This is a genomic window from Nocardia sp. NPDC046763 (genome assembly GCF_040645495.1).
Classification (GTDB): Bacteria; Actinomycetota; Actinomycetes; order Mycobacteriales; family Mycobacteriaceae; genus Nocardia.
On record NZ_JBEYYI010000017.1, the window covers coordinates 96,558 to 117,058 of the forward strand.

A 20,501-nucleotide genomic window follows, 5' to 3' on the forward strand; every position below is an offset into this window, starting at 1 on the left:
CCCAGAACTATCGCCCCAGAAAGTCGCGGCTCACGAAAAGATAACGGCCCCAAGGGCTCTCCGATGAAGCTTCACGACCGATCGGGAGCGGAGGGCGAATGGCGCGAATCGTGACAGGCATCGTGGTGGCGGCGCTGGCGGCCGCCCTGGCATTGATCGCCGGGCCGGTCGGCCGCGCCGAGCCGGATGGCCTGCGGCACTGCGAGGTCAGCGCGGGCCGGCAGCCCGAGACCGCGACACCCGAAGAGGTGGGACTGGATTCGGCCGCACTGCGGCAGGCGGTGACCTTCGCCTCCGATCCGACCCGATTCACCGTTCAGGTCTTCCGCAACAACTGCCTGATCGGCGGTGGGCCCAACAATCAACGCGCGGGCGGCGTTGCCTGGAATCTGTGGAGCGGCACCAAGAGCGTGGTGTCCCTGGTCGCCGGGATCGCGGTGGACGAACACAAACTGCGCGTGGACGATCCGATCGGCGTCTACCTGCCCGCCGGGCTCGGTGACGCCGAACATCGCGCGATCACCGTGCGCAGCCTGCTGACCGAGACCTCCGGCATGGAGGTCGCCATCGCCTCCGAGGGCGTCACCGGGCTGGCCCGGCTCGACCCGAACGTGGTGGCGCAGGCGCTGGCCATGCCCATCGAGCATCCGCAGGGCGAGACCTGGCAGTACAGTCAGCGGGCCGTGGACCTGCTGGTCTATGTCATCCAGCGGGCCGTGGGCGAGGACTTCCAGGCGTACGCGCAGCGAAACCTCTTCGACCCGTTGGGCATCCAGAAGTCCGACTACCTGTGGGCACGCGACCGCAGCGGCAACACCTACGGCCACGCCCACCTGGTGCTACCGCCCGACGACTACGCCAAGCTGGGCCTGCTGCTGGTGAATCGCGGAAACTGGCATGGCCGCCAGCTGATCTCCGCCGGCTACCTGACCCAGGCCACGACGCCGAACGACGTCAACCCGTGCTACGGCTTCCTGATCACCGTCAACGGTCCGGATTGCGAGGACCTGTTCCCCGGCCTGCCCAAGGACGCCCTCCAGATGGCCGGGATGCTGCGCCAGGACAACTTCATCGTTCCCAGCCTGGGCCTGCTGGTCAGCTGGACCGGCGTCACGGTTCCCGGTGGTGCGGTGAGCTTTCCGCACGACGCGCTGCGCGGGCTCACCAGCGCCTTCCGCACCCCGAGCCTCGCCGACCCGGGCCCGTACGAACCCCGGCCGGACACCAGCCTCACCGACCCGATGTTCCTGAACCCGGACGCCACGCTGTCCGCTCTGGGCCTCGGCCCGATGGCCTACCCGGGCTGTGGCCCGCTGGAATGCCTCGGCAAGCCGCTGTATCCGCCGTTCGGCGACTGGCCGCCGGGCTGCTTCGTCCTCGGCTGCGTGGGAACCGACCCGGCGACCCCCGGCATCCGCTGACCGAACGCTACTGCGGCTGACCGCAGTTGGCGCAGCAGGCCGCCCCGGACCGTGTTCCGTCAGGTCCTCACCGTATGACTCGCTCCGCCCGCAACACATCCCACGAATCCCCCGCGGCTGAACCGCTCGCTGCTGACCGATCCGGACCGCGGCTGACCGGGCGGATCGTGGCCCCCGGGAAAACGGCGGAATCGGCTCCGGTTACCGTCGAGGGGATAGTTCGTTCGCTTATGTGTTCGGAGGTAGTGACAATGGCAGGGATTCCCGCGGTACCGACCTCGCTGCTGGTGGCCGGAGGGCTCACCGGTGGCTTCGCCCTCGCTCAGGCCACCAAGAAGCGTCAGCTCGGTGGCGCGGTTTTCGCGGCGGGCACGGCGGCCGCCTTCCCGCGCTGGCGCAAGACGGTCGGCACCGGTGGTGCGGCCGCGCTGACCGGGCTCGCCATCGGCGCGATGGGGGCCTCGCACCCGCTCGCCAAGAAGATCGGCGCCTGGCCGTCGGTCGCGGTCGTGTCCGGTGTGGTCGCGGTGGCCGCGTGGGCCGCGGTGGACCGCCGCGCCTGATTCATCCGCCGGTCTCCCGGCGTGTTTCGGACCGTAAGGTTCGAGGGCGTGCCGGGGGACCGGAAGCGCAATACCGTGGAGTATGCGCACTTTCGTTCATCTGCTGCTGTTCGCCGCCGCTATCGCGGTGGCGGTCGGGGTTTTCGGTCCGCTGGTCGGCACGGTCGACGCGCGGAATGTCCAGTTCACCGACCTGCGGAATGGCTTTGCCCCGGGCCGGTCGCTGGACCAGATCGGGGCGCAGTCAGGGTCTTTCACGACCTCCCTGGCCATCGGGCTGCTCGGGGTGGCGGCCGTGGTGCTGGTGGCCGCGCTGGTCGGATCGCGGATCCTGGGCTGGATCGGCGTCCTCGTCGGCCTGGCCGGGCTCGGCGTGCTGGCCTGGCGCCTCGACCAGCGCTTCGATCACGAGCTGCGTACCGACTATCGGCATCTGCTCAGTGGGACCTGGGGGTTGTATCTGGTCGGCGGCGGGCTGGTGCTGTCGCTGCTGCTTTTGCTGATCCCCCGCGAGCGCCGCTTGCCGCTGTCGCCCGGACCCGGCTTCTGATCTCGTAATCCGCTGTAGGCCTTCACTGTTCGATCACCTACCGAACCACCACGTAACCCGGCGTCGTATCTAGGGCGAACGAGGAGGTTCATTCAATGCACACCAACAACGCCCTGATCGCCGTCCGGAAACCGCTGACCTGCCTGGTCGCGGCCGGAGCGCTGTTCGCCACCGTCGCCGGCATCGCCGCGGCCGAACCGCCGGGCGCAACGATCTCGGGCGGCTCCGGGGCCGGATCCACCACCCCCGGCACATCCCACCACACCGTCATCACCTACTCGACCGACCCATACGGCTACTCCTACCAGTACGAATACGTCGACCCTGCCCCACAGCCCGCCGCCCCCGACCCGGCTACCGCCAACCGGCTCAGCACCGGCGGTTCGGACCACACCTGGATGCCCGCGGCCCGCCCCGACGGCACCGGCTGGACGGTGTGCACCCCGTATTCCACCGTCTGCAGATAATCCCCGCCGCAGTGGAAATCCTGTCTCACCTTCGGTGAGATCGCCCCGAACCGCTGCTCGCACGGTGAATTCCGCAACCTCACCGGCCGATCAACTGGATCAATCTGCGCAGCTGCGCGCCGTAATACTCTTCGAATTCCGGTGAGCCGGGCTGCTTTCCGGTCGCCTGCAGGGCTGTCTCGGGAAGCATGACGGGTGCCAGGATCATGCCCATCAGGGCCATTCTGATGAAGGCGGGGTCGAGCTCGGGCGAGATCTCGCCGCGTTCCTGGGCCAGGGTCAGGTTGGCCAGATCGGTGTCGACGGTCGCGGAACCGTCCAAATAGTCTGTGGTAGAACCACTTCCGGTGAGGCCACGCCACACCAGGAGGCGGGCCGGACGGGGATCGGCGAGCACCGCGGACAGATAGCGCGCGGCGACTTCGTCGAGCGGGAGTTCCGGATCCGCGCGCTCGGCCTCCGCTGCGGGCCAGCCGCGCTGAATCTCTTGGTACAGGCCCTCTTTGCCGCCGAAGTAGTAGGCGATCAGCTGTTTGTTGACGCCGGCGCGATCGGCGATCTCCTGCACCCGTGCGCCGTCGAAACCCTTGGCGGCGAACTCGTCCAGGGCCGCGTCCAGCAGGGCCTGGCGGGAGCGTTCGGCGTCGCGGCGGCGATCGGCGGCGCTGGGCGCGCGCCGGGGCCGGCGGCCCGCGGTAGGCGGGACAGGGTCCGTGTCGGGGTCGGGCGCGGTTGCCATGCGGCCATCGTAATGCGGTGGATGACTGTGTCATCCAACTGTGTCATACATCCGTATGTCATCCATGTGGTTGACACTTTTATCCAAACGGATGACACTTCAACGCGTGACTATCTCGAATATGCCGGGCGCGGTCGTGGACCGGCCCGCCCTCACTCCGCAGGCGCGCCGGGCCATCGTGGTCGTGCTGGTCGGCGCGATACTCGCCTTCCTCGACGCGACCGTCGTCAATGTGTCCCTGAAATCGCTGGCCGCCGATCTGGGCGGCACGCTCGACGCGATTCAGTGGGTCGTCACCGTCTACCTGCTGGTACAGGCGGCCGTGCTGCCCGTGACCGGTTGGGCCGCACGGCGCGTCGGGGCCAAACGGCTCTATCTCGCCGCGCTGCTGCTGTTCACGCTCGCCTCGGTGGCCTGTGCCGCCGCGGGGAGTGTCGGCATGCTGATCGCAGCCCGGGTGGCCCAGGGGCTGGGGGCCGGGGTCATGATCCCGGTCGGGCAGATGATCCTGGTCACTGCGGCAGGTCGGGACGGGATGGCGAAAGCCATGGCGGCGGCGGGCATTCCGATGGTGCTGACCCCGGTGATCGGACCGACGATCGGCGGTCTACTGCTGGAATACGCGGGCTGGCAATGGATTTTCCTGATCAACGCACCGATCGGCGCGATCGGGCTGGTGCTGGCCGCGCGCCTGCTGCCGTCGGATGAGCGCGCCGAGTCGGCCGGGGCGCTGGATGTGCTCGGCCTGATCCTGGTCTCGGCGGGCATGGCCGGAATCACCTATGGACTGTCCGAGGCGGCATCGCGTGGCCTGACCGATCCGAAGGTGCTCGTAACACTTTGTGGCGGCGCGATTCTGGTCGCGGTATTCGTCGCGCATTCGCTGCGGGTCCGGAATCCGGTTCTGGACCTGCGCCTGTGGCGGGACCGCTACTTCGCCGCGGGGACTGTCTCGACCCTCGTCATCGGTGCGGTGACGTTCGGCGCAATGGTGCTGCTGCCCTTGTACTTTCAGCTGATCCGCCATCAGGACGCCGCCCACACCGGCCTGCTGATGGCACCGCAGGGCGTCGGCGCGGCCATCGCCATGGGCCTGTCCGCGCGCCTCTACGAGCGCATCGGCGCCCTCACCTGCCTGCTTGGCGCCCTCGTCTGCTGCGTCGCCACCGTACCGTTCATGCTGCTCACCGACGACACCCCCTATTGGCTGCTCTGCCTCGCCATGATCGTGCGCGGCCTTGGCATCGGCCTGGCCGCCATGCCCGCCATGACGGCGGCCATGCGGCATCTCACTCCGTCCCAGATCATCGACGCCACACCACAACTCACCGTCATGCAGCGTGTCGGCGGCTCGATCGGCACCGCCGCCTTCGTGATGATCCTGCAACAGCACCTGCCGGGAGGCATCGGGCAGCCCGGCCGAGGAGACGCCTTCGCAGTCACCTTCAGCTGGGTGCTCGCAGGCTCCGCCCTCGCCGTTCTGCCCACCGGCCTGCTGGCAGTGCTCGAGCGCCGATCGCGTCAGCGCCCGGAGTCCAACGCTGCGGCAAGCTGATCGGCGACCCACTGCTGGACGTGGGCGAGGCCCTCGGGTTCGAGGGACAGCCAGTGCTCGCGGCCGCGTATCTTCCGGTGCGCGAGTCCGGCGGCCAGATCGCCGCGAGCCGGGACACCCGCCCCTGACGACCATCCACCACGTCGTTCACCTCGACGCCGCGCGCCTGCGGATGGCTGTGCGTCGAGGGGGCGGGAAAACACTTCCGGCACAGCTAGTTCGGCTGGTGTGCAAGGCCGGTCACCGGTGGGCGTCCAGCCAATGCGCCAGGGCGTCCAAGGCCGACTGGTCGATGGGCTGGAAGTCGTCGTGGAGGACGTCGGGGGTGGGGCCGAGGGAGTGGCCGAGGCCGGGGAAGAGATGGAGGGTGTGGTCGCGGTTGCCGGCGGCGGCCAGGGCGGCGTCGAGGCTGGACGAACCCGCAGGCGGGACGTTGGCGTCTTGCGCACCCTGCAGGATGAGCACGGGCGCAGTCAGTTTCGGGGCCTGTTCGATCACGCTGGGGAGGGCGCGGGCCGGGTCGTAGATGTCGTAGATGCCGCCGGGGCGCATGGCGGACTCCAGGTAGAACTGGTAGACGGGGCGGAACTCGAGGTTCACGTCCAGCTTGCCGTCTCGGTTCAGATCCCAGGTCGGGCGGACGGTGAAGTCTCCGGCATCGGCATTCACACAGGCGAACCGGAGCGCGAGCTTGGCCATGAGGCCGCCATCGCCGTGGAAGGCGCGGGCGAGTTCGTCGGGTCCGAGCAGGCCGTCCACCGCGAACCGTGAGAGGTACGGCGCGTAGACCTGCTCGCCCTGATAGCCGAAGGTCACGCGCCAGGGGAGTGCCACCGGGCCCTGGAAGATGGTTCCGGCCAATTCCGGATGGGTCGTCGCCAGGGCGGCCGCGACGGTGCTGCCCTCGCTCCAGCCGTAGACGAAGACGCGGTGCGGGTCGACGTGTGAATCCTGTTCGGCGGCACGCAGGACCTGATCGGCGTCGTCGCGCATGCCGTTCAGGTCGAGTTTGGTCCAGTAGTCGGCATTGTCGACGTCGCCGGGGCCGTGCACGTAACGCTTGTTGTAGCGCATGACGGCGTATCCGCGGCTGGTCAGGTTGTCGGCGATATCGAGGAAGATGTGGGAGCCGGACGCCTGATCGGCGTTGAGATCCTCGGGGCCCGAGCCCGGAATCAGCACCACCACAGGCGCATTGCGCGCGCCCGCCGGATAGTCGAGCTCACCCGAGCCGGTGAAATCTCCGAACTGGAAGGTGAAGGACTCGCGTTCGACCGTGGGCTCCGCCGCGGCCACGCCGCCTGTTCCCACGACCAGCGCGATCGCCCCCAGTGCCACTGCCCCGCGGATCCCCATGAGCGGCAATCTAACTGTCCGCACGCATCACGGCAATCCGATTCAGCGGTCGAGGTCGTGCAGGCGGGAGGTGAGGACGTCCGCGCTCGCGCGCCGCCGAGCGCCTACTGACCCGGCGAGATCGTGCTGGTGCGTTTCGGTCGGTATCGCAGAACCACAACATCGTCGAGCACTGTCGCATCGAGGAATTCCAGTCGCCTGCGCGACCCGCCCGGGAATTGGGCGGGCTGGACGAACCGAGGTGCATCGGCCTGTCCGATCAGCAGCGGCGCGACGGCATATCGCAGCTCGTCGGCCAGGCCCGCCGAAAGGAACGCGGTGTGAATGTGGGTGCCGCCCTCGACGATCAGTCGCTCGATGCCGCGGCGGCCGAGGTCGTCGAGCAGTGCGCCCCAGAAATCCTGATCAGTGATAGCGGTGACCTCCGCGACGGCTTCGAGACGGTCACCCATCTTCTCGGCACCTTCAACGGTGGTGTACACCAGTGGCTTTCCCGCCTCGATGTGGTGGTGGAACATCCTCGCGTCCGGGTCGATGTCGCCCGAGCGCGTCACAGTGACCTTGACCAGGTTCGGGGGTTTGCCCGCGGCGACGCGCGCAGCGCGGCGTTCCTCGCTCCGTAGCCAGAGTCGCGGATTGTCTCGGCGCACGGTCTCCGCTCCTATGAGGATCGCGTCGCAGTCGGCGCGCAGCGCGTCGACGCCGTCGAAATCCTTGTCATTGGACAGATAGAGCCGCGCCGGGATCGTATCGTCGATGTAGCCGTCGAGGCTCACGGCGACGGAGAGCACCACTAGTGGTCGAGGCAACTCGCGTCCTTCCAGGCGGTGACGGCGTCTCGGAATTCGGCGACACCGGTCTGTGTGCTGACCGAGTCGATCATGCCTGAGAGCTCGCGGACCTTGTGCAAGATGCGGGCCGACCTTGTGCCGATACCGATTTCGAGGGCGCGGCCCCCAGCAGCTGCCGCAGGCTCGATCTCGCCGGCCGCCATGTGGGCCACGGCCACCCGGGCGAGATAGACGCCCTTGTCGCGCTGGTAATCGGGTTGCATGTGCGCGATGGCCGCTGCGAACTGCGTTGTCGCACGGGAATAGTCGCCGGTCTCCGCGCTGGTATAAGCCTGATGGGCATCCACGTACGAGTGGTCGAGGAACATGCCCCACTTCGGATCATCGGGTGCGACTTCGACGATTTTGCGTGCGTCGTCGTAAGCCCGGGCGCTGCCGAGCGGGTCGCCGTCGAGCGCCTGGCCGTGCGCGCGAAAGGTCAATGCTGCTGCGGAAAATAGGGAATCCGGTGGCGCGCTGCGTCGAGCGGCGGTGGCCAGTTCCGCGGCCTCGGTCGCGTCGCCCTGGTCGCAGGCGAGCTGGCTCATGCGGACCAACGAGAGGCCGATGTAGTAGTCGTCGGCCAGCTGATGAGACCACCGCAGCGCCTTCGCCGCCCAGTTGTCGGCCTGGATGAAGTCACGTTGGTCTTGGTACTGCCAGGCCGCAGTTTCGGCGAACATGGCCTGCATTCGGAGGATCCCGCGCGGATCGCCGACTTTCCCCCGCTTCAGACGGCCGAGCAGATCGAGAGCGCTCAGCACATGTGGAAGGGTCTGAGCCGAGCCGTACAGATTGTCGGATTCGATCAGCGACATCCGCAACTTGTCGAAGTGGCGGACGTGATCGATCGAGGTATCAGCGAACAGAGCCGCGAGCGTGCTACCGACCGGACCTTTCGTCACGCCTGCAACGGCTGCCCCGATCGTGCCTGTTCCAATTCCGAGCACGACGGTCCGTCGCGGCACCGCGACGAGCACCATTTCGCCGGTGAGCGCTCGGGCCGAGACGACTACACAGTCGTCATCGTCGAATTGCGCGCCGGCAACATCGTCGAGCGGTTCGAGCGGCCGGCCCTCGACGACCGTCGGCATGTTCAGGATGGCCCGGAACCGTTCGACGACAGCGGGATCCGCGGCCGCGAGCTTGTTGTCCATCCGAGCGGCGTAGGCGGGACTCAAGGTGATGTCGCCGAGTCGGCGATCCCATTTCTTGACCGAGTCGTAGGAGACGCCGACGTGCTCCGCGAAGGGCTCCTGCGTCATACGGAGCGCCTTGCGGAATGCGTTTACTTCGATGCCGGTCCACCGCGCGCAAATGCTCATCGGGGTTCCCCTGTGCATGGTCGATGCACCGAAGAGTACCCGCGGGGTACCTGCTCGGTCACTTCAATCAGGGATGTCTGGGCGGCAACGTTGAAGATGCACGCGACGCCGGGACGACCATCTGAACTCGGCGTCGGGTGCCCTCCAACGCCATTCCAGGGACATGGAGAACACCCGACATGGAGATCATCGTTGCAATAACGCTCGCCGCGCTAGTGCTGCTCATCGCCGCGAGAATCGCACTGCCCGGCTCTGGCCGCCATGACCAGCCGAAACGGTTGACTGTCAGCGACATTCAGACACGGTTGGCCGCAGAGCCCCCGTATACGCACATCCCCCTGAGCCGGGGGTGGTGACCGATGAGCCTGCTGCCGTCCGCCGTTGGGTTCTTGCGTAGCGACGTATCCGGCCTGAGTCAGCCGCAGGATGAGTTGCGAATTCGTCGTGCTGCCAGGAGAACTGGCTATGACTTGAGGCGAACAATCGTGTTCAGCGACTGCACCGAGAATCGGGCGCACCGCCTGCGCGTGGCGATCAGGCGCCTCGGCGTGGACGCCGTCATCGTGCCGAGCACCGCACACTTCGACGACCACGTTATCCCCGCCGAGGTTCTCGATGTGGCGACCGTGATCACGGTATCGCCCGGAAGTACCCACACTCGGCAGAAGAATCCAGGTCGCGAAGGCGGACCCCTCGGATTTCACCACACCGAAAGCGGCGTGATACCGATTGGCGATGACGGGCTGCCGATCATCGACGGCGAGTGCCCAACCGGCCCGCCGACAATCCGATTCAGCGGTCGAGGTCGTGCAGGCGGGAGGTGAGAAAGTCCGCTTCGACCGTGTTCTCGGCGAGTAGCAGGGCCTCCTGGTAGGCGAGCCGGGCCTCGTCGAGTCTGCCTAGGCGGGTGAGGAATTCGGCGCGGGCGGCGGGCAGGTAGTGGTAGCTGGTGAGCTGGGGTTCGGTGGCCAGGCGGTCGAGTTCGTCCAGGCCGCGCTGCGGGCCATGGGCGTGGCCGAGGGCGACGGCGCGATTGAGGGCGACGACGGGGGAGGGCCAGACGGCGATGAGATGCTCGTAGAGACCGGCGATCTCGTGCCAGTCGGTGGCGTCGAAGGCGGGGGACTCGGCGTGAACGGCGGCAATGGCCGCCATGAGCGGGAAGCGGCCCGGCGTACGTCCGCGTAATGACCTGCGCACCAAGGCTATTCCCTCGGAGATGGCTCGGCGGTCCCAGTGGGCGCGGTCCTGCTCGGCCAGCGGCAGGAAGCGTCCGTTCTCGTCGGTGCGGGTGCCGCGGCGGGCGTCGGTCAGCAGCAGCAGCGCGTACAGACCCGCCACATCGGGATCGTTGGGCAGCAGCAGGCGCAGCATGCGGGCCAGGTCCAGGGCGCGTTCCACCAGCTCGGGGCGGACCAGCTCGGCGCCGGCCGGGGCGGTGTGGCCGGTGGTGAACAGCAGGTGCAGCACGGTCAGCACCGCGTCGACGCGGTCGGGCAGTTCCTCGTCGGACGGGAGGCGGTAGGGGATGTGCGCCTCGGCGATCTTCTTCTTGGCCCGCGTGATGCGTGCCGCCATGGTCGGTTCCGCGACCAGGAAGGCGTGCGCGATCTCCGGAGTGGACAGACCGCACAGCAGGCGCAGGGTCAGCGCCACCCGCGCCTCCATCGACAGGGCCGGGTGGCAGCAGATGAAGATGAGCCGCAGCCGATCGTCGGCCACCGAGTCCGGGGCGGCCGGGTCGGGAACCGGATCCTCCACCAGCAGTGGAATCGAGCGCTCGAACGCGATGTCGCGGCGCAGGGCGTCCAGGGCGCGCCGCCGGGCCACCGTGGTCAGCCAGGCGCCGGGACGATCCGGGATCCCCGACTCCGGCCAGGCCTGCAGGGCCTGCGTGAACGCCTCCTGCACAGCCTCTTCGGCGAGATCGATATCGCGGGTCACCCGCACGGTCGCCGCCAGCACGAAGCCCCACTCGCGCCGGTGCGCGTCGGCGACCGCGGCGGCCACCTCCGGCGTGGTCACGGCTCGTCGTGCGGGTGGATCGGCCGGACCTCGACGCAACCGAACGGCGACGGCACGTCCGCGGCGATCCGGATGGCCTCGTCCAGATCGGCGGCCTCGATCAGGTAGTAGCCGCCCAGGACCTCTTTGGTCTCGGCGAACACACCGTCGGTGATGACCGTGCGGCCGTGCTCGTCGTGCCGGACCGTGGTCGCGGTCGAGGTGGGGCGCAGGCGGTTACCGCCGCGCAGCCGATCCGCGTGCGCGGCCATGAACTCGACGTGCTCGTTCAGGGTGCGCTGCCGCACGGCCGGATCGGCGGCGAGCCAGGTTTGCTCGTCCTGGTGGATCAGCAGCAGGTACTCGGGCATGTCACTGCTCCCTTCGCTGGGGTGGATCGCACGGCTCCATTGCCGTGTCACTGCCGACGTCGTTGTCACTCAGCACGTCGTTCGGGATGGCGGCGAAATCGACACAGTCGCGAAAAAGATTCTCGACCAGATTGTCGATTTCCGGCCGGAGCCGCGCGACGGATTCACGAGTCGGCCGACCGGGCCGTCCACCCGATAGGAGAAACGACAATGTCCACTTACATCCTCGCCTTCCGCAACGATCCCACCCGCACGCCTACGCCCGAGCAGGAGCAACTGTGGGTCGACTGGTTCGCCGAGCTCGGCGAGCGCGTCACCGATTTCGGTAATCGCGTGGGCCAGGCCGTCATGCTGGGCGACAACCCCGCCGCCCCCGACCGGCTCTCCGGCTACGTCGCCGTCGAGGCCGACGACCTCGACGCGGCGGTGAAACTCGCCTCCGGCTGCCCGGGCCTGACCTATGGCGGCCGCGTGGAGGTCGGCGAACCCGTCCCCATGTCCTGACGCCCCGAGTGCCGGGCCCGCACCCGCCGGGCCCGGTGCCCGGCTCGCCTGCGCCGGACCGCTGCCAATTATCCCGCGATTCGCACGCTGCTGGATCTGGCGCCGCCGCCGGCGGTGGTGATCCGGGCCGGGCAGGAGGTCGAAATCCCCACGGCCGAAGTGAAAGTCGGTGATCTTCGAGCCCGCCCTCGGTTTCACGCTGCGGCCGGAGATCGCCGCCAACATCACCTACATCCTGAAGGCGTGGGGCCTGGCCTGATTCGCCCCACAACGCACGAAACCGCCTCCCCGGAGGCGGTTTTCGCGTATGTGGGCAGGATTACGCGGGATGGCCTCGGTGCTCGGCCCATTCGCGGGCGAGGATGGACATGACGGTCGCGTCGATCCACTCGTCGCCGTAGCGCAGGGATTCGCGCAGGACGCCCTCGGGTCGGAAGCCGGCCTTCTCGTAGGCGCGGCGGGCGCGTGGGTTGAAGGCGTAGACCTCCAGGGAGATTCGGTGCAGGCCGAGCTTCTCGAACCCGTAGCCGACGATCAGCCGCGTCGCCTCCGTGCCCAGTCCGCGGCCCTGGCCATCCGGGCCCATCAGGATGCGGAAGTTGCAGCTGCCATTGCCGGGATCCCACTGGTTGAGGACGGCCTCTCCGACACAGCGGCCGGTCGCGATGTCGACGATGGCCAAATCGAGGCGGTCCGGCTGGGTTTCGCGCGTGGCATACCAGTCGCGCAAGCGCACGTGCTCGGCCGGATCCTCCGGCACGGACTCCGTGGTCTCCTCGTGGACGCTGCCGGTGAGCCTGCGTACGTCGGGATCGCGCAAGGCCGCGAGGATGGCGTCGAGGTCCTCGGGGATGAACGGCCGCAGGAGAATTTTCGCGCCGGTCAGGGTGGGCTTGATCGAAAAGTCGGCGGATTCGAACACCGGTGAATTATCGCGCCGAGATCAATAGAGTCGGCGAATGGCCAGTTCACCCTGGGGGACGTCGCCGGCCACGCTCGCCGACGTCCTGCCGTCCGTCGCCGCGTCCTTCGGGCTTGACCAGCGCAATCCGCTGGCCCTCGCACCCAACCGGGATGTGGTGGTGCTGCTGATCGACGGCCTCGGCGCGGAACTCCTCGCCCGCCACCGCGACAGCGCGCCCACCCTGGCCGCGCACGTCCGCACCACGCTCACCGCGGGCTTCCCCGCCACCACCGCGACCAGTCTCGCCAGCCTCGCCCTCGGCGCGCCCTGCGCGACACACGGCATCATCGGCTACAGCTTCGCCCTGCCCGCCGGCGACCGTCTCCGCCTGCTGAATGCGCTGCGCTGGAATCTCGACGGCGCGACCGGCGAGGATGCCCGCGAGGCGTATCCACCGGAGTCGGTGCAGCCGCACACCAGCCGTCTGGAGGACCTCGCCGCCCACGGTGTCGAGCTGCACTACGTGATCCCCGCCTACCAGCGCACCTCCGGTCTGACCCGGGCCGCCTTCCGCGCGCCGGGCACCTTGCACGCGGCCACCACCCTCGATGAGGTGCGCACCGGAATCCTCGCTGTCGCAACGCATTCCGGCGTGAACTCGCGCTTCGCCTACGCTTATTTCCCCGATCTCGATGCCAACGGACACCTGTACGGACCCGAATCGCCGGAATGGCTGGCCGTTCTCCGCGATATCGACGCCTGCCTGGCCGGCCTCTTCGCCGAGCTCCCCGCCACCTGCACGGTGCTGATCACCGGCGACCACGGAATGATCCACGCCGACACCGTCATCGATCTGGACGCGCGTCCCGCGCTGCATCGCGATGTCCGGCTGATCGGCGGCGAGGCGCGGGTCCGCCACATCTACCTCGACCGCCCCGAAGCCCTGGCCGACGCCCACTCCGCGTGGACCGCCGAACTATCCACGCACGCAACGGTTGTGACTCGCGAGCAGGCTCTCGACGAGCACTGGTTCGGCCCGACCCCGCCCACACCGGTGATCGCCTCCCGCATCGGCGATCTGATCGCCGTCGCCGAGGGCACCGCGGTGCTGGTCCGCCCCGCCCTCGAGCCACTGGAGTCCGCCCTCGTGGGGCATCACGGCGCCCGCACCTCGGCCGAGCAACTCGTCCCTCTCATCACCACACCCTGATCCTGGTCGCGGTGCGGTGGGACACGTTGGCGGGTGCGGGGGAGATGGGCGCTCACCCACCGGATGTGCGTCGCATCGGCTCGGAACCCACTCAGGTGCGCAGTAGTGCGGTCTGGACCTTGCGCAGGCGGTCCACATCGCCACGGAAGCCGGCCACGGCATCGTTGTAGAGGAAGGCCTCCCACAGCCGGACCAGGGCGTAGGCCAAGGTGTCGCGCTCGATGGGGGGCTGGTAGCCCTCGGATTCGGCTCGCTCGATGAACCGCTCGACCAGGGCCACCGCGGACTGGTGCACGACCCCGTCACTCCGGGTGATCAGGCGCAGCGCCACGGTGGATTCATTGTCGAAGTACCAACGCAGCGCGTCGTTCGCGACGAGCAGATCGATGGTGCGGTTGAGCGCCGCGGTGAGCCGCTCACCACCCGACCCACGAGAGCGACGATCGGCGTGGGCCACGACTCTCTCCAGCTGCCGCGCCACGGCCGCGCCCAGCAGGCCCTCCCGGGATCCGAACCACCGGTAGATGCTGGCCCGGCCCACCCCCAGCTGGGCGGCAATGGCATTGACGTCCACCCGTTTTCCGCTGAGGAACACGGCGATGGCTGCCTCGAGCACATCGTCCCGGCTGGCCGAGGCGGGCCGGCCCGGCGCCCTCGTTCCCTCCGCGCGTGTCACGCGGACAGCTTAGGCGCCAGGTAGGGCGACAGGGTGCCGGCGGTGGCCGCGCGTCCCAGTGTCAGGGCCTGCTCCAGCACCCCGGGATCGCGGGCGACGCGCCCGATCTCGGGTGCGCCGGCCGGAGGGCGGATCTGCAGCACAGCCGGATCGGAAGCGAAGTCCCGCTCGTCGCTGTGGTGTCGCGCAACCCGATCGAGCCACGGCCCGACCGTTCCCGGCGCGTGCCGGGACAGGAAGCGGGTCACCACCCGGGATTCCAGACTCGAAGGAGGACGCATGGTTTCGTCGTCACGACGGGTACGCAGCACCAGGACGCGGGTCGCGCCCTGCGTCAGCGCCGTTCGCACCGGCACGGATTCCGAGAGCCCGGCATCGACGTACCGGCGCGTGCCGATCGTCACCGGCCGCCCGGCCAGGATCGGCAGGCAGGTCGACGCCCGCAGCGCCGCCTGCACCGAGCCCACATCACTCAGCTCCGGATGCAGGTCGACGGCCGCGCCGGTGTCGGCGTCGGTGGCGATGGGGTGGAAGGTGATCGAATTGGCCAGGATCGCAGGGAAATCCATCGGCACGATGCGCTCGTACACGGTGTGCACCAGGTACTCGGTATCGACCACGCGGCCGCCGCGCAGGGCCCGGGCCGGATTGATCACGCGGTTGATCACCTCGGGATTCCAGGCTCGCCGCGAATCCACCGCGCGACCGCACAGCAGCCAGGCGCCGTTCAGCGCACCCGCCGAGGCCCCGTACACCGCGTCGAAACAGGGCAGGATGCCCAATTCCTCGATGGCCATGGCCATGCCGTGCGAGTACGCGCCGCGCGAGGAGCCGCCCTCGATGACGAGGGCCAGCCGATGTGAGTCCGTGCGCTGCCCGGGTGCGCTGCCCTCGCGATGCCGGCGGGCGATGAGCTCGCCGACGCCGAGTGTGCGGTCGTGGTCGGGCACGGATGGCTCCCTTGGCTGTCGTTGGTGTGCGCGGGCGTTCGAGTATACGACCCTATTTGAGACACTGATGTCTCTGTGTATCATATCCGGCGATGGCGCGGGTAGCCATGAAACTGGAGGTCAACGCATGCAACTAGCGCTCACCGACGACGAGCTCGCCTTCCGCGACGAGCTGCGCGCGTTCTATCGGAGCGAGATCCCGGCCGACATTCGCAACCGGCAGCGGCACGGGCAGGAACTCAGCAAGGACGACATCGTCACCACCCAGCGCATTCTCAACGCGCACGGGCTGGCCACCCCGAACTGGCCGGTGGAATGGGGCGGCAAGGACTGGACCCCGATCCAGCGCCACCTCTGGCACGACGAGATGCAGCTGGCCTCGGTGCCCGAACCGCTGACCTTCAACACCAATATGATCGGCCCGGTCATTGCGCACTTCGGCGCCCAGGAGCTCAAGGAACGCTTCCTGCCGGCCACCGCCAACCTCGACATCTGGTGGTGCCAGGGCTTTTCCGAACCCGAGGCGGGCTCCGACCTGGCCGGGCTGCGCACGGTCGCGGTCCGCGACGGCGACAGCTACGTGATCAACGGCCAGAAGACCTGGACCACCGCCGCTCAGTCCGCCGACTGGATGTTCTGCCTGGCGCGCACCAACCCGGACGCGCCCAAGAAGCAGGCCGGCATCTCCATGCTGCTGTTCCCGCTCGACACCCCCGGCGTGACCGTGCGGCCGATCAAGCTCATCGACGGCGGCCACGAGGTCAACGAGGTGTTCCTGGAGAACGTCCGGGTTCCCGCGAATCAGCTTGTCGGCGAGGAGAATCAGGGCTGGACCTACGCCAAGTTCCTGCTCGGCAACGAGCGCACCGGCATCGCCGCGGTCGGCCAGACCAAGGTGAAGCTGTGGCTGGCCAAGGAGCACGCCAAGCAGACCCGCCTGGGTGAGAAGACCCTCCTCGAGGATCAGCTCTTCGCGACCCGCCTCGCCGAGCTCGAAAACGAGCTGCTGGCACTGGAACTGGTGCAACTGCGGGTGGCCGCGGGCTCGGCCGACGGCAAGCCCAACCCGGTCTCCTCGATTCTCAAGCTGCGCGGCACCGAACTCCAGCAGGCCGTCACCGAACTGCTGGTGGACATCGCCGGACCGGATTCCGTTGCGCGCGAAGACGAGTCGGACCCGGACTGGGCCCGCCGCAGCACCGCCACCTACCTGAACTACCGCAAGACATCGATCTACGGAGGATCCAACGAGGTGCAGCGCGGCATCATCGCCTCGACGATCCTCGGACTGTGAGGCAGCACCATGGATTTCGATCTCACCCCCGAACAGGACATGCTGCGCGACACCGTGCGTGAGGTACTGTCCCGCGGCTACACCCCCGAGCGCCGCAACGACATCGTCGGCACCGAACTCGGCTGGGATCCCAAGATCTGGGCCACCTTCGCCGAAATCGGCCTGCTCGGACTGACATTCGCCGAGGAGGACGGCGGCATGGGTGCCGGGCCCATCGAGGCCATGCTGGTCATGACCGAGATCGGCCGCGCACTGGCCCCCGAACCCGTGCTGGATTGCGCGCTGCTGCCGGGCGGGCTCGTCTCCGCCGTGGGCGCCGACGCGCAGCGCAAGGACCTGCTGCCGCGCATTGCCGAGGGGGAGCTCAAGCTCGCCTTCGCGCACGGCGAGCCGGGGCTGCGCTGGCCCGCCACCGACACCGTCACCCACGCGGTTCGGCAGCCGGACGGCTGGCGCATCACCGGCCGCAAACACCCGGTCTCCCACGGTGATTGCGCCGATCTGCTCATCGTGAGCGCGGCACTCGACGACGGCATCGGGCTGTTCCTCGTCGATCCCGCCGATCCGGGCGTGCGGCGCACCGCCTACGCCACCCACGACGGGCTGCGCGGCGCGGACATCGCATTCGACGGCGCCGTGGCCGAACCGCTCGGCGAGCCGGTCGATGCCGCCGCCGCCATCCAGGCCGCGCTGGCCGAGGCGCAGGCCGCGCTGTGCGCCGAGGCCATCGGCGCGATGGAGGAGTCCCTGCGGCTCACCGCGGAATACCTGAAGACGCGCAAGCAGTTCGGGGTGCCGCTGCGCACCTTCCAGACGCTGACCCAGCGCGCCGCCGACATGTACGTGTCGCTGGAGCTGGCCCGCGGCATGAGCATGTACGCGTCCATGTCGCTGGCCGACGGCATCGTCGATCCGGTCGTCGCCTCCCGCGCCAAACTGCGGATCGGGCGCTCTGCCCGGCACATCGGGCAGGAGGCCATCCAGATGCACGGCGGCATCGGCATGACCGACGAATACCCCGTCGGCCACTACACCGCGCGGCTCACCGCCATCGAGCACACCCTCGGTGACTCCACCGACCACCTGCGCTACCTCGGCGGGTACGTGGCCGACTACCAGATGGTCGAAATCTGATGCACATTCGCGGCGCGGTTCTGGAGGAGATCGGACGCGGGCGGCCCTACGCACAGTCGCGGCCGATCAGCGTGTGCCGGCTCGAACTCGGCGATCCCGGGCCCACCGAGGTGCTGGTCGCCATCGAGGCGGCCGGGCTGTGCCACTCGGATCTGAGTGTGGTGGACGGCAATCGGCCACGCCCGCTGCCCATGCTGCTCGGCCACGAGGCCGCGGGCACCGTGGTGGCGGTCGGCGAGCGGGTCGCCGATCTGCTCATCGGACAGCGAGTGGTCATGTCCTTCCTGCCGCGCTGCGAAGAGTGCGACGCGTGCGCGCGGGACGGGCAGCTGCCCTGCACCGCGGGCACCCGCGCCAATACCGCCGGTGAACTGCTGCACCATGCCGGGCACCTGTCGCGCGGCGGCGACCGGGTGCGGCATCACCTGGGCGTCTCCGGCTTCGCCACGCACGCCGTGGTGGACCGGGCCTCCCTGGTGCCGGTCGGCAACTCGGTGCCGCCGGAGATCGCGGCACTGTTCGGGTGCGCGGTGCTGACCGGCGGCGGAGCCGTGCTGAACGTCGCCGATCCCGGGCCGCGGGACAGCCTCATGGTGGTCGGGCTCGGCGGAGTCGGGATGGCGGCACTGCTGACAGCGAAAGCCATTGGCGTGGAACGGGTTATCGCCGTGGATCGGATGGTGGACAAGCTCGCCATGGCCGAGGAGCTCGGGGCGACCGAGACGTACACGCCGGAGCAGATCACCGACGAGGGGATCCGGGCGCGGTACGTGGTGGAGTGCGCCGGGCATCCATCGGCGTTCGAAACCGCCTATGCGGCAACCGAACCCGGCGGTATGACCATCACGGTCGGCCTGCCCGGGCCGAATTCGACGGTGACCCTGCCACCGCTGAGCATCACCGCCGAGGCCCGCACCATCGTCGGCAGCTACCTGGGTTCCGCCGTGCCGGCCCGGGATATTCCCCGCTACGAACAGATGTGGCGCGACGGGCGGCTGCCGGTGGAGAAATTGATCTCCTCGCGCATCCGGCTCGAGGAGATCAATGCCGCGATGGATCTGCTGGCCGAGGGAAGAGCGGTCCGTCAGATCATCATGTTCGACCATTCCTGACCCTGCTCCGGAATGCCCGGCGAGCCGACATCTCGCCGGGCAGTCCGGCGCGGCGGCGTCGGACCGGTGACGGTTGCCGCGAAACCCGATGATCGCTGGTCGGGCGGCGGTAGCCTGATCATGAAATATGTCCTGGGACGCGGTCAGCCCGCAGCATTCGTGCATATCGTGGGGCCGCCGTCGACGTCGGTATCCGCCCGCCGCCCTCCGGGGCCGTCCGAATTCGTCCTCGCGGTAGTCGTTCCTCCGTGATTTCCGGTGGCCCGTGTCGAAGGAGCCATCGGATATGTGTACCTCGTGTGGGAGCCCGCACGGTGAACCCGGATCTCCGGCAGTGGACCGGCGCTCGGTCTTGGTCGGAATCGGTGGTGCGGCAGCAGTTCTCGGAATCTCCGCGTGCAGCTCGTCGAAGAAGGGGTCCACGCCCGCATCCGCCACCACGACCGCGGCCGCCCCGCCGGCATCGGTCAAGCTGGGACTCGTCCTGCTCGGCACCCGGGCCGGACCCTATGTGCAGGGCGACCGGACCGGCATCTCCACCGCGCTGGTGGTCGACGGGCATGTCTACCTCGTGGACTGCGGCCAATCCTCGGTGTGGCAGTACCACCGGGCCGGGTTGAAATTCGCCGCCCTGAAGAACATCTTCATCACCCACCTGCACGCCGATCACGTCGCGGACTACAACAACTTCTTCATGCTCGGCGGCTCCACCGATACGAGCACGGCCGACGGCGTCTCCCCACCGGTCCACGTGTACGGGCCGGGACCCGCGGGCGGACTCCAGCCCGCGTTCGGCGGAGCGAATCCACCACCCGCCCAACCGGGCGACCCCACCCCGGGACTGGCGACACTGACCCAGCGGTGCAACGAGGCCTTCGCCTACAGCGACAACGTGCTGATGCGGGACACCGGACTCCAGGACACCGGCGCCATCGCGGTCGTCCACGAAATCTCGTTGCCGGACAACGGCGCGAGCTACACCAACACGGCTCCGGCGACCACGCCGTTCCCGGTGATGAGCGACGACCGGGTACGGGTCACGGCCACCCTCGTGCCACACGGACCGGTGTTCCCCTCCTTCGCCTTCCGCTTCGACACCGACCACGGCGCCGTCACCTTCTCCGGTGACACCACCAATTCCGACAACCTCATACAACTCGCCCACGGATCGCAGGTTCTGGTCCACGAGGCGATCAACACCGAGGGCGGCAGCCTGTCCGCGGCGGCGCAATCGCACATGACGCAATCGCATACCGCGGTACAGCAGGTCGGTGCCATCGCACACCAGGCCGACGTCCCCACCCTCGTGCTCTCCCACATCGCCGACTTCGGCCCCACCGGAACCGTCGACCCCGTCCAATGGACCCACTGGGCCCAGCAGGGCTACAGCGGCAAGGTGATCGTCGGCAGCGACCTCCAGACGATCATCATGGAATAGATTGCACCACAACGGAATAGCACATTGAATAGCAAGCACGGGAACTGCGCCCGCCCCCTGTCCCGTACCTACTCTTCCGGGCCGACGCCGGTCCGCTT

General features: G+C 68.5%; 21 protein-coding genes. 12 read left to right on the forward strand and 9 right to left on the reverse strand.

Annotated elements, in window-relative coordinates:
* Positions 1 to 98: 98 nt before the first annotated feature.
* The 4 genes from ABZ909_RS26235 to ABZ909_RS26250 all read left to right on the forward strand — a co-directional run bounded on the left by ABZ909_RS26235 (position 99) and on the right by ABZ909_RS26250 (position 3,001).
* On the forward strand, positions 99 to 1,421 hold the full coding sequence (locus ABZ909_RS26235) for a serine hydrolase (RefSeq protein WP_357004186.1): 1,323 nt from the start codon (positions 99 to 101) through the stop codon (positions 1,419 to 1,421).
* A 251-nt stretch (positions 1,422 to 1,672) separates the two neighbouring features.
* Positions 1,673 to 1,984 (forward strand): hypothetical protein, encoded by a 312-nt coding sequence (locus tag ABZ909_RS26240; RefSeq protein WP_357004189.1) that lies wholly within the window; start codon positions 1,673 to 1,675, stop codon positions 1,982 to 1,984.
* Positions 1,985 to 2,066: 82 nt separating this feature from the next.
* Positions 2,067 to 2,534 (forward strand): hypothetical protein, encoded by a 468-nt coding sequence (locus ABZ909_RS26245; protein ID WP_357004191.1) that lies wholly within the window; start codon positions 2,067 to 2,069, stop codon positions 2,532 to 2,534.
* Between the two features lie 95 nt (positions 2,535 to 2,629).
* The gene (locus ABZ909_RS26250; RefSeq protein ID WP_357004193.1) at positions 2,630 to 3,001 is read left to right on the forward strand and encodes a hypothetical protein; all 372 of its coding nucleotides are present in this window, start codon (positions 2,630 to 2,632) and stop codon (positions 2,999 to 3,001) included.
* A 79-nt stretch (positions 3,002 to 3,080) separates the two neighbouring features.
* Here ABZ909_RS26250 and ABZ909_RS26255 read toward each other — a convergent pair whose 3' ends face one another.
* Positions 3,081 to 3,740 carry a TetR family transcriptional regulator gene (locus ABZ909_RS26255; protein WP_357004195.1) on the reverse strand — a complete coding sequence of 220 codons (660 nt, stop codon included), beginning with the start codon at positions 3,738 to 3,740 and terminating at the stop codon, positions 3,081 to 3,083.
* Positions 3,741 to 3,846: 106 nt separating this feature from the next.
* Here ABZ909_RS26255 and ABZ909_RS26260 point away from each other — a divergent pair, with 106 nt between their 5' ends.
* Entirely contained in the window at positions 3,847 to 5,295 is a 1,449-nt protein-coding gene (locus ABZ909_RS26260) for a DHA2 family efflux MFS transporter permease subunit (protein WP_357004197.1), read from the forward strand.
* 240 nt (positions 5,296 to 5,535) lie between these two features.
* Here ABZ909_RS26260 and ABZ909_RS26265 read toward each other — a convergent pair whose 3' ends face one another.
* From ABZ909_RS26265 to ABZ909_RS26275, 3 genes are all read right to left on the reverse strand, one after another.
* Entirely contained in the window at positions 5,536 to 6,651 is a 1,116-nt protein-coding gene (locus ABZ909_RS26265; RefSeq protein ID WP_357004199.1) for an alpha/beta fold hydrolase, read from the reverse strand.
* 104 nt (positions 6,652 to 6,755) lie between these two features.
* Positions 6,756 to 7,460 carry a dihydrofolate reductase family protein gene (locus tag ABZ909_RS26270; RefSeq protein ID WP_357004201.1) on the reverse strand — a complete coding sequence of 235 codons (705 nt, stop codon included), beginning with the start codon at positions 7,458 to 7,460 and terminating at the stop codon, positions 6,756 to 6,758.
* Positions 7,445 to 8,575 carry a hypothetical protein gene (locus ABZ909_RS26275; RefSeq protein WP_357004203.1) on the reverse strand — a complete coding sequence of 377 codons (1,131 nt, stop codon included), beginning with the start codon at positions 8,573 to 8,575 and terminating at the stop codon, positions 7,445 to 7,447. Before ABZ909_RS26275 ends, ABZ909_RS26270 begins: the two co-directional genes overlap by 16 nt.
* A 590-nt stretch (positions 8,576 to 9,165) precedes the next feature.
* Between ABZ909_RS26275 and ABZ909_RS26280 the strand changes: the two genes are divergently transcribed.
* Positions 9,166 to 9,630 carry a hypothetical protein gene (locus tag ABZ909_RS26280; RefSeq protein WP_357004206.1) on the forward strand — a complete coding sequence of 155 codons (465 nt, stop codon included), beginning with the start codon at positions 9,166 to 9,168 and terminating at the stop codon, positions 9,628 to 9,630.
* Here ABZ909_RS26280 and ABZ909_RS26285 read toward each other — a convergent pair.
* Both ABZ909_RS26285 and ABZ909_RS26290 read right to left on the reverse strand, forming a co-directional pair.
* Positions 9,599 to 10,831 carry a sigma-70 family RNA polymerase sigma factor gene (locus tag ABZ909_RS26285; protein WP_357004208.1) on the reverse strand — a complete coding sequence of 411 codons (1,233 nt, stop codon included), beginning with the start codon at positions 10,829 to 10,831 and terminating at the stop codon, positions 9,599 to 9,601. The genes ABZ909_RS26280 and ABZ909_RS26285 overlap by 32 nt on opposite strands.
* On the reverse strand, positions 10,828 to 11,181 hold the full coding sequence (locus tag ABZ909_RS26290) for a YciI family protein (protein WP_357004211.1): 354 nt from the start codon (positions 11,179 to 11,181) through the stop codon (positions 10,828 to 10,830). Before ABZ909_RS26290 ends, ABZ909_RS26285 begins: the two co-directional genes overlap by 4 nt.
* A 210-nt stretch (positions 11,182 to 11,391) precedes the next feature.
* Between ABZ909_RS26290 and ABZ909_RS26295 the strand changes: the two genes are divergently transcribed.
* Positions 11,392 to 11,685, forward strand: a complete 294-nt coding sequence (locus ABZ909_RS26295; RefSeq protein WP_357004214.1) for a hypothetical protein — start codon at positions 11,392 to 11,394, stop codon at positions 11,683 to 11,685.
* Positions 11,686 to 12,004: 319 nt separating this feature from the next.
* Here ABZ909_RS26295 and ABZ909_RS26300 read toward each other — a convergent pair whose 3' ends face one another.
* Complete coding sequence (locus ABZ909_RS26300; RefSeq protein ID WP_357004217.1) at positions 12,005 to 12,607, reverse strand: GNAT family protein; 603 nt, start codon at positions 12,605 to 12,607, stop codon at positions 12,005 to 12,007.
* Between the two features lie 37 nt (positions 12,608 to 12,644).
* Between ABZ909_RS26300 and ABZ909_RS26305 the strand changes: the two genes are divergently transcribed.
* Positions 12,645 to 13,799 carry a nucleotide pyrophosphatase/phosphodiesterase family protein gene (locus tag ABZ909_RS26305; protein WP_357004219.1) on the forward strand — a complete coding sequence of 385 codons (1,155 nt, stop codon included), beginning with the start codon at positions 12,645 to 12,647 and terminating at the stop codon, positions 13,797 to 13,799.
* 91 nt (positions 13,800 to 13,890) lie between these two features.
* Here ABZ909_RS26305 and ABZ909_RS26310 read toward each other — a convergent pair whose 3' ends face one another.
* On the reverse strand, positions 13,891 to 14,475 hold the full coding sequence (locus ABZ909_RS26310; protein WP_357004222.1) for a QsdR family transcriptional regulator: 585 nt from the start codon (positions 14,473 to 14,475) through the stop codon (positions 13,891 to 13,893).
* Positions 14,472 to 15,425: a patatin family protein gene (locus ABZ909_RS26315; RefSeq protein ID WP_357004225.1), complete on the reverse strand. Its 954-nt coding sequence runs from the start codon at positions 15,423 to 15,425 to the stop codon at positions 14,472 to 14,474. The genes ABZ909_RS26310 and ABZ909_RS26315 overlap by 4 nt, the downstream gene beginning before the upstream one ends.
* A 127-nt stretch (positions 15,426 to 15,552) precedes the next feature.
* Between ABZ909_RS26315 and ABZ909_RS26320 the strand changes: the two genes are divergently transcribed.
* The 4 genes from ABZ909_RS26320 to ABZ909_RS26335 all read left to right on the forward strand — a co-directional run bounded on the left by ABZ909_RS26320 (position 15,553) and on the right by ABZ909_RS26335 (position 20,403).
* On the forward strand, positions 15,553 to 16,719 hold the full coding sequence (locus tag ABZ909_RS26320) for an acyl-CoA dehydrogenase family protein (protein ID WP_357004228.1): 1,167 nt from the start codon (positions 15,553 to 15,555) through the stop codon (positions 16,717 to 16,719).
* 9 nt (positions 16,720 to 16,728) lie between these two features.
* A complete protein-coding gene (locus ABZ909_RS26325) occupies positions 16,729 to 17,853 on the forward strand; it encodes an acyl-CoA dehydrogenase family protein (protein ID WP_357004231.1) in 1,125 nt (374 codons plus the stop codon).
* Positions 17,853 to 18,965 (forward strand): alcohol dehydrogenase catalytic domain-containing protein, encoded by a 1,113-nt coding sequence (locus ABZ909_RS26330; protein ID WP_357004233.1) that lies wholly within the window; start codon positions 17,853 to 17,855, stop codon positions 18,963 to 18,965. The genes ABZ909_RS26325 and ABZ909_RS26330 overlap by 1 nt, the downstream gene beginning before the upstream one ends.
* Before the next feature lie 334 nt (positions 18,966 to 19,299).
* Positions 19,300 to 20,403 (forward strand): MBL fold metallo-hydrolase, encoded by a 1,104-nt coding sequence (locus ABZ909_RS26335; RefSeq protein ID WP_357004235.1) that lies wholly within the window; start codon positions 19,300 to 19,302, stop codon positions 20,401 to 20,403.
* The last annotated feature ends 98 nt before the right edge of the window (positions 20,404 to 20,501 follow it).

Excerpts from the sequence above, each read along its gene's own strand:
- ABZ909_RS26275 (WP_357004203.1), bottom strand. The coding sequence starts at position 8,575 with ATGCCGACGGTCGTCGAGGGCCGGCCGCTCGAACCGCTCGACGATGTT.
- ABZ909_RS26305 (WP_357004219.1), top strand. The coding sequence starts at position 12,645 with ATGGCCAGTTCACCCTGGGGGACGTCGCCGGCCACGCTCGCCGACGTC.
- ABZ909_RS26290 (WP_357004211.1), bottom strand. The coding sequence starts at position 11,181 with ATGCCCGAGTACCTGCTGCTGATCCACCAGGACGAGCAAACCTGGCTC.
- ABZ909_RS26250 (WP_357004193.1), top strand. The coding sequence starts at position 2,630 with ATGCACACCAACAACGCCCTGATCGCCGTCCGGAAACCGCTGACCTGC.
- ABZ909_RS26320 (WP_357004228.1), top strand. The coding sequence starts at position 15,553 with ATGCAACTAGCGCTCACCGACGACGAGCTCGCCTTCCGCGACGAGCTG.
- ABZ909_RS26295 (WP_357004214.1), top strand. The coding sequence starts at position 11,392 with ATGTCCACTTACATCCTCGCCTTCCGCAACGATCCCACCCGCACGCCT.
- ABZ909_RS26235 (WP_357004186.1), top strand. The coding sequence starts at position 99 with ATGGCGCGAATCGTGACAGGCATCGTGGTGGCGGCGCTGGCGGCCGCC.
- ABZ909_RS26265 (WP_357004199.1), bottom strand. The coding sequence starts at position 6,651 with ATGGGGATCCGCGGGGCAGTGGCACTGGGGGCGATCGCGCTGGTCGTG.
- ABZ909_RS26325 (WP_357004231.1), top strand. The coding sequence starts at position 16,729 with ATGGATTTCGATCTCACCCCCGAACAGGACATGCTGCGCGACACCGTG.
- ABZ909_RS26240 (WP_357004189.1), top strand. The coding sequence starts at position 1,673 with ATGGCAGGGATTCCCGCGGTACCGACCTCGCTGCTGGTGGCCGGAGGG.
- ABZ909_RS26255 (WP_357004195.1), bottom strand. The coding sequence starts at position 3,740 with ATGGCAACCGCGCCCGACCCCGACACGGACCCTGTCCCGCCTACCGCG.
- ABZ909_RS26280 (WP_357004206.1), top strand. The coding sequence starts at position 9,166 with ATGAGCCTGCTGCCGTCCGCCGTTGGGTTCTTGCGTAGCGACGTATCC.
- ABZ909_RS26330 (WP_357004233.1), top strand. The coding sequence starts at position 17,853 with ATGCACATTCGCGGCGCGGTTCTGGAGGAGATCGGACGCGGGCGGCCC.
- ABZ909_RS26245 (WP_357004191.1), top strand. The coding sequence starts at position 2,067 with ATGCGCACTTTCGTTCATCTGCTGCTGTTCGCCGCCGCTATCGCGGTG.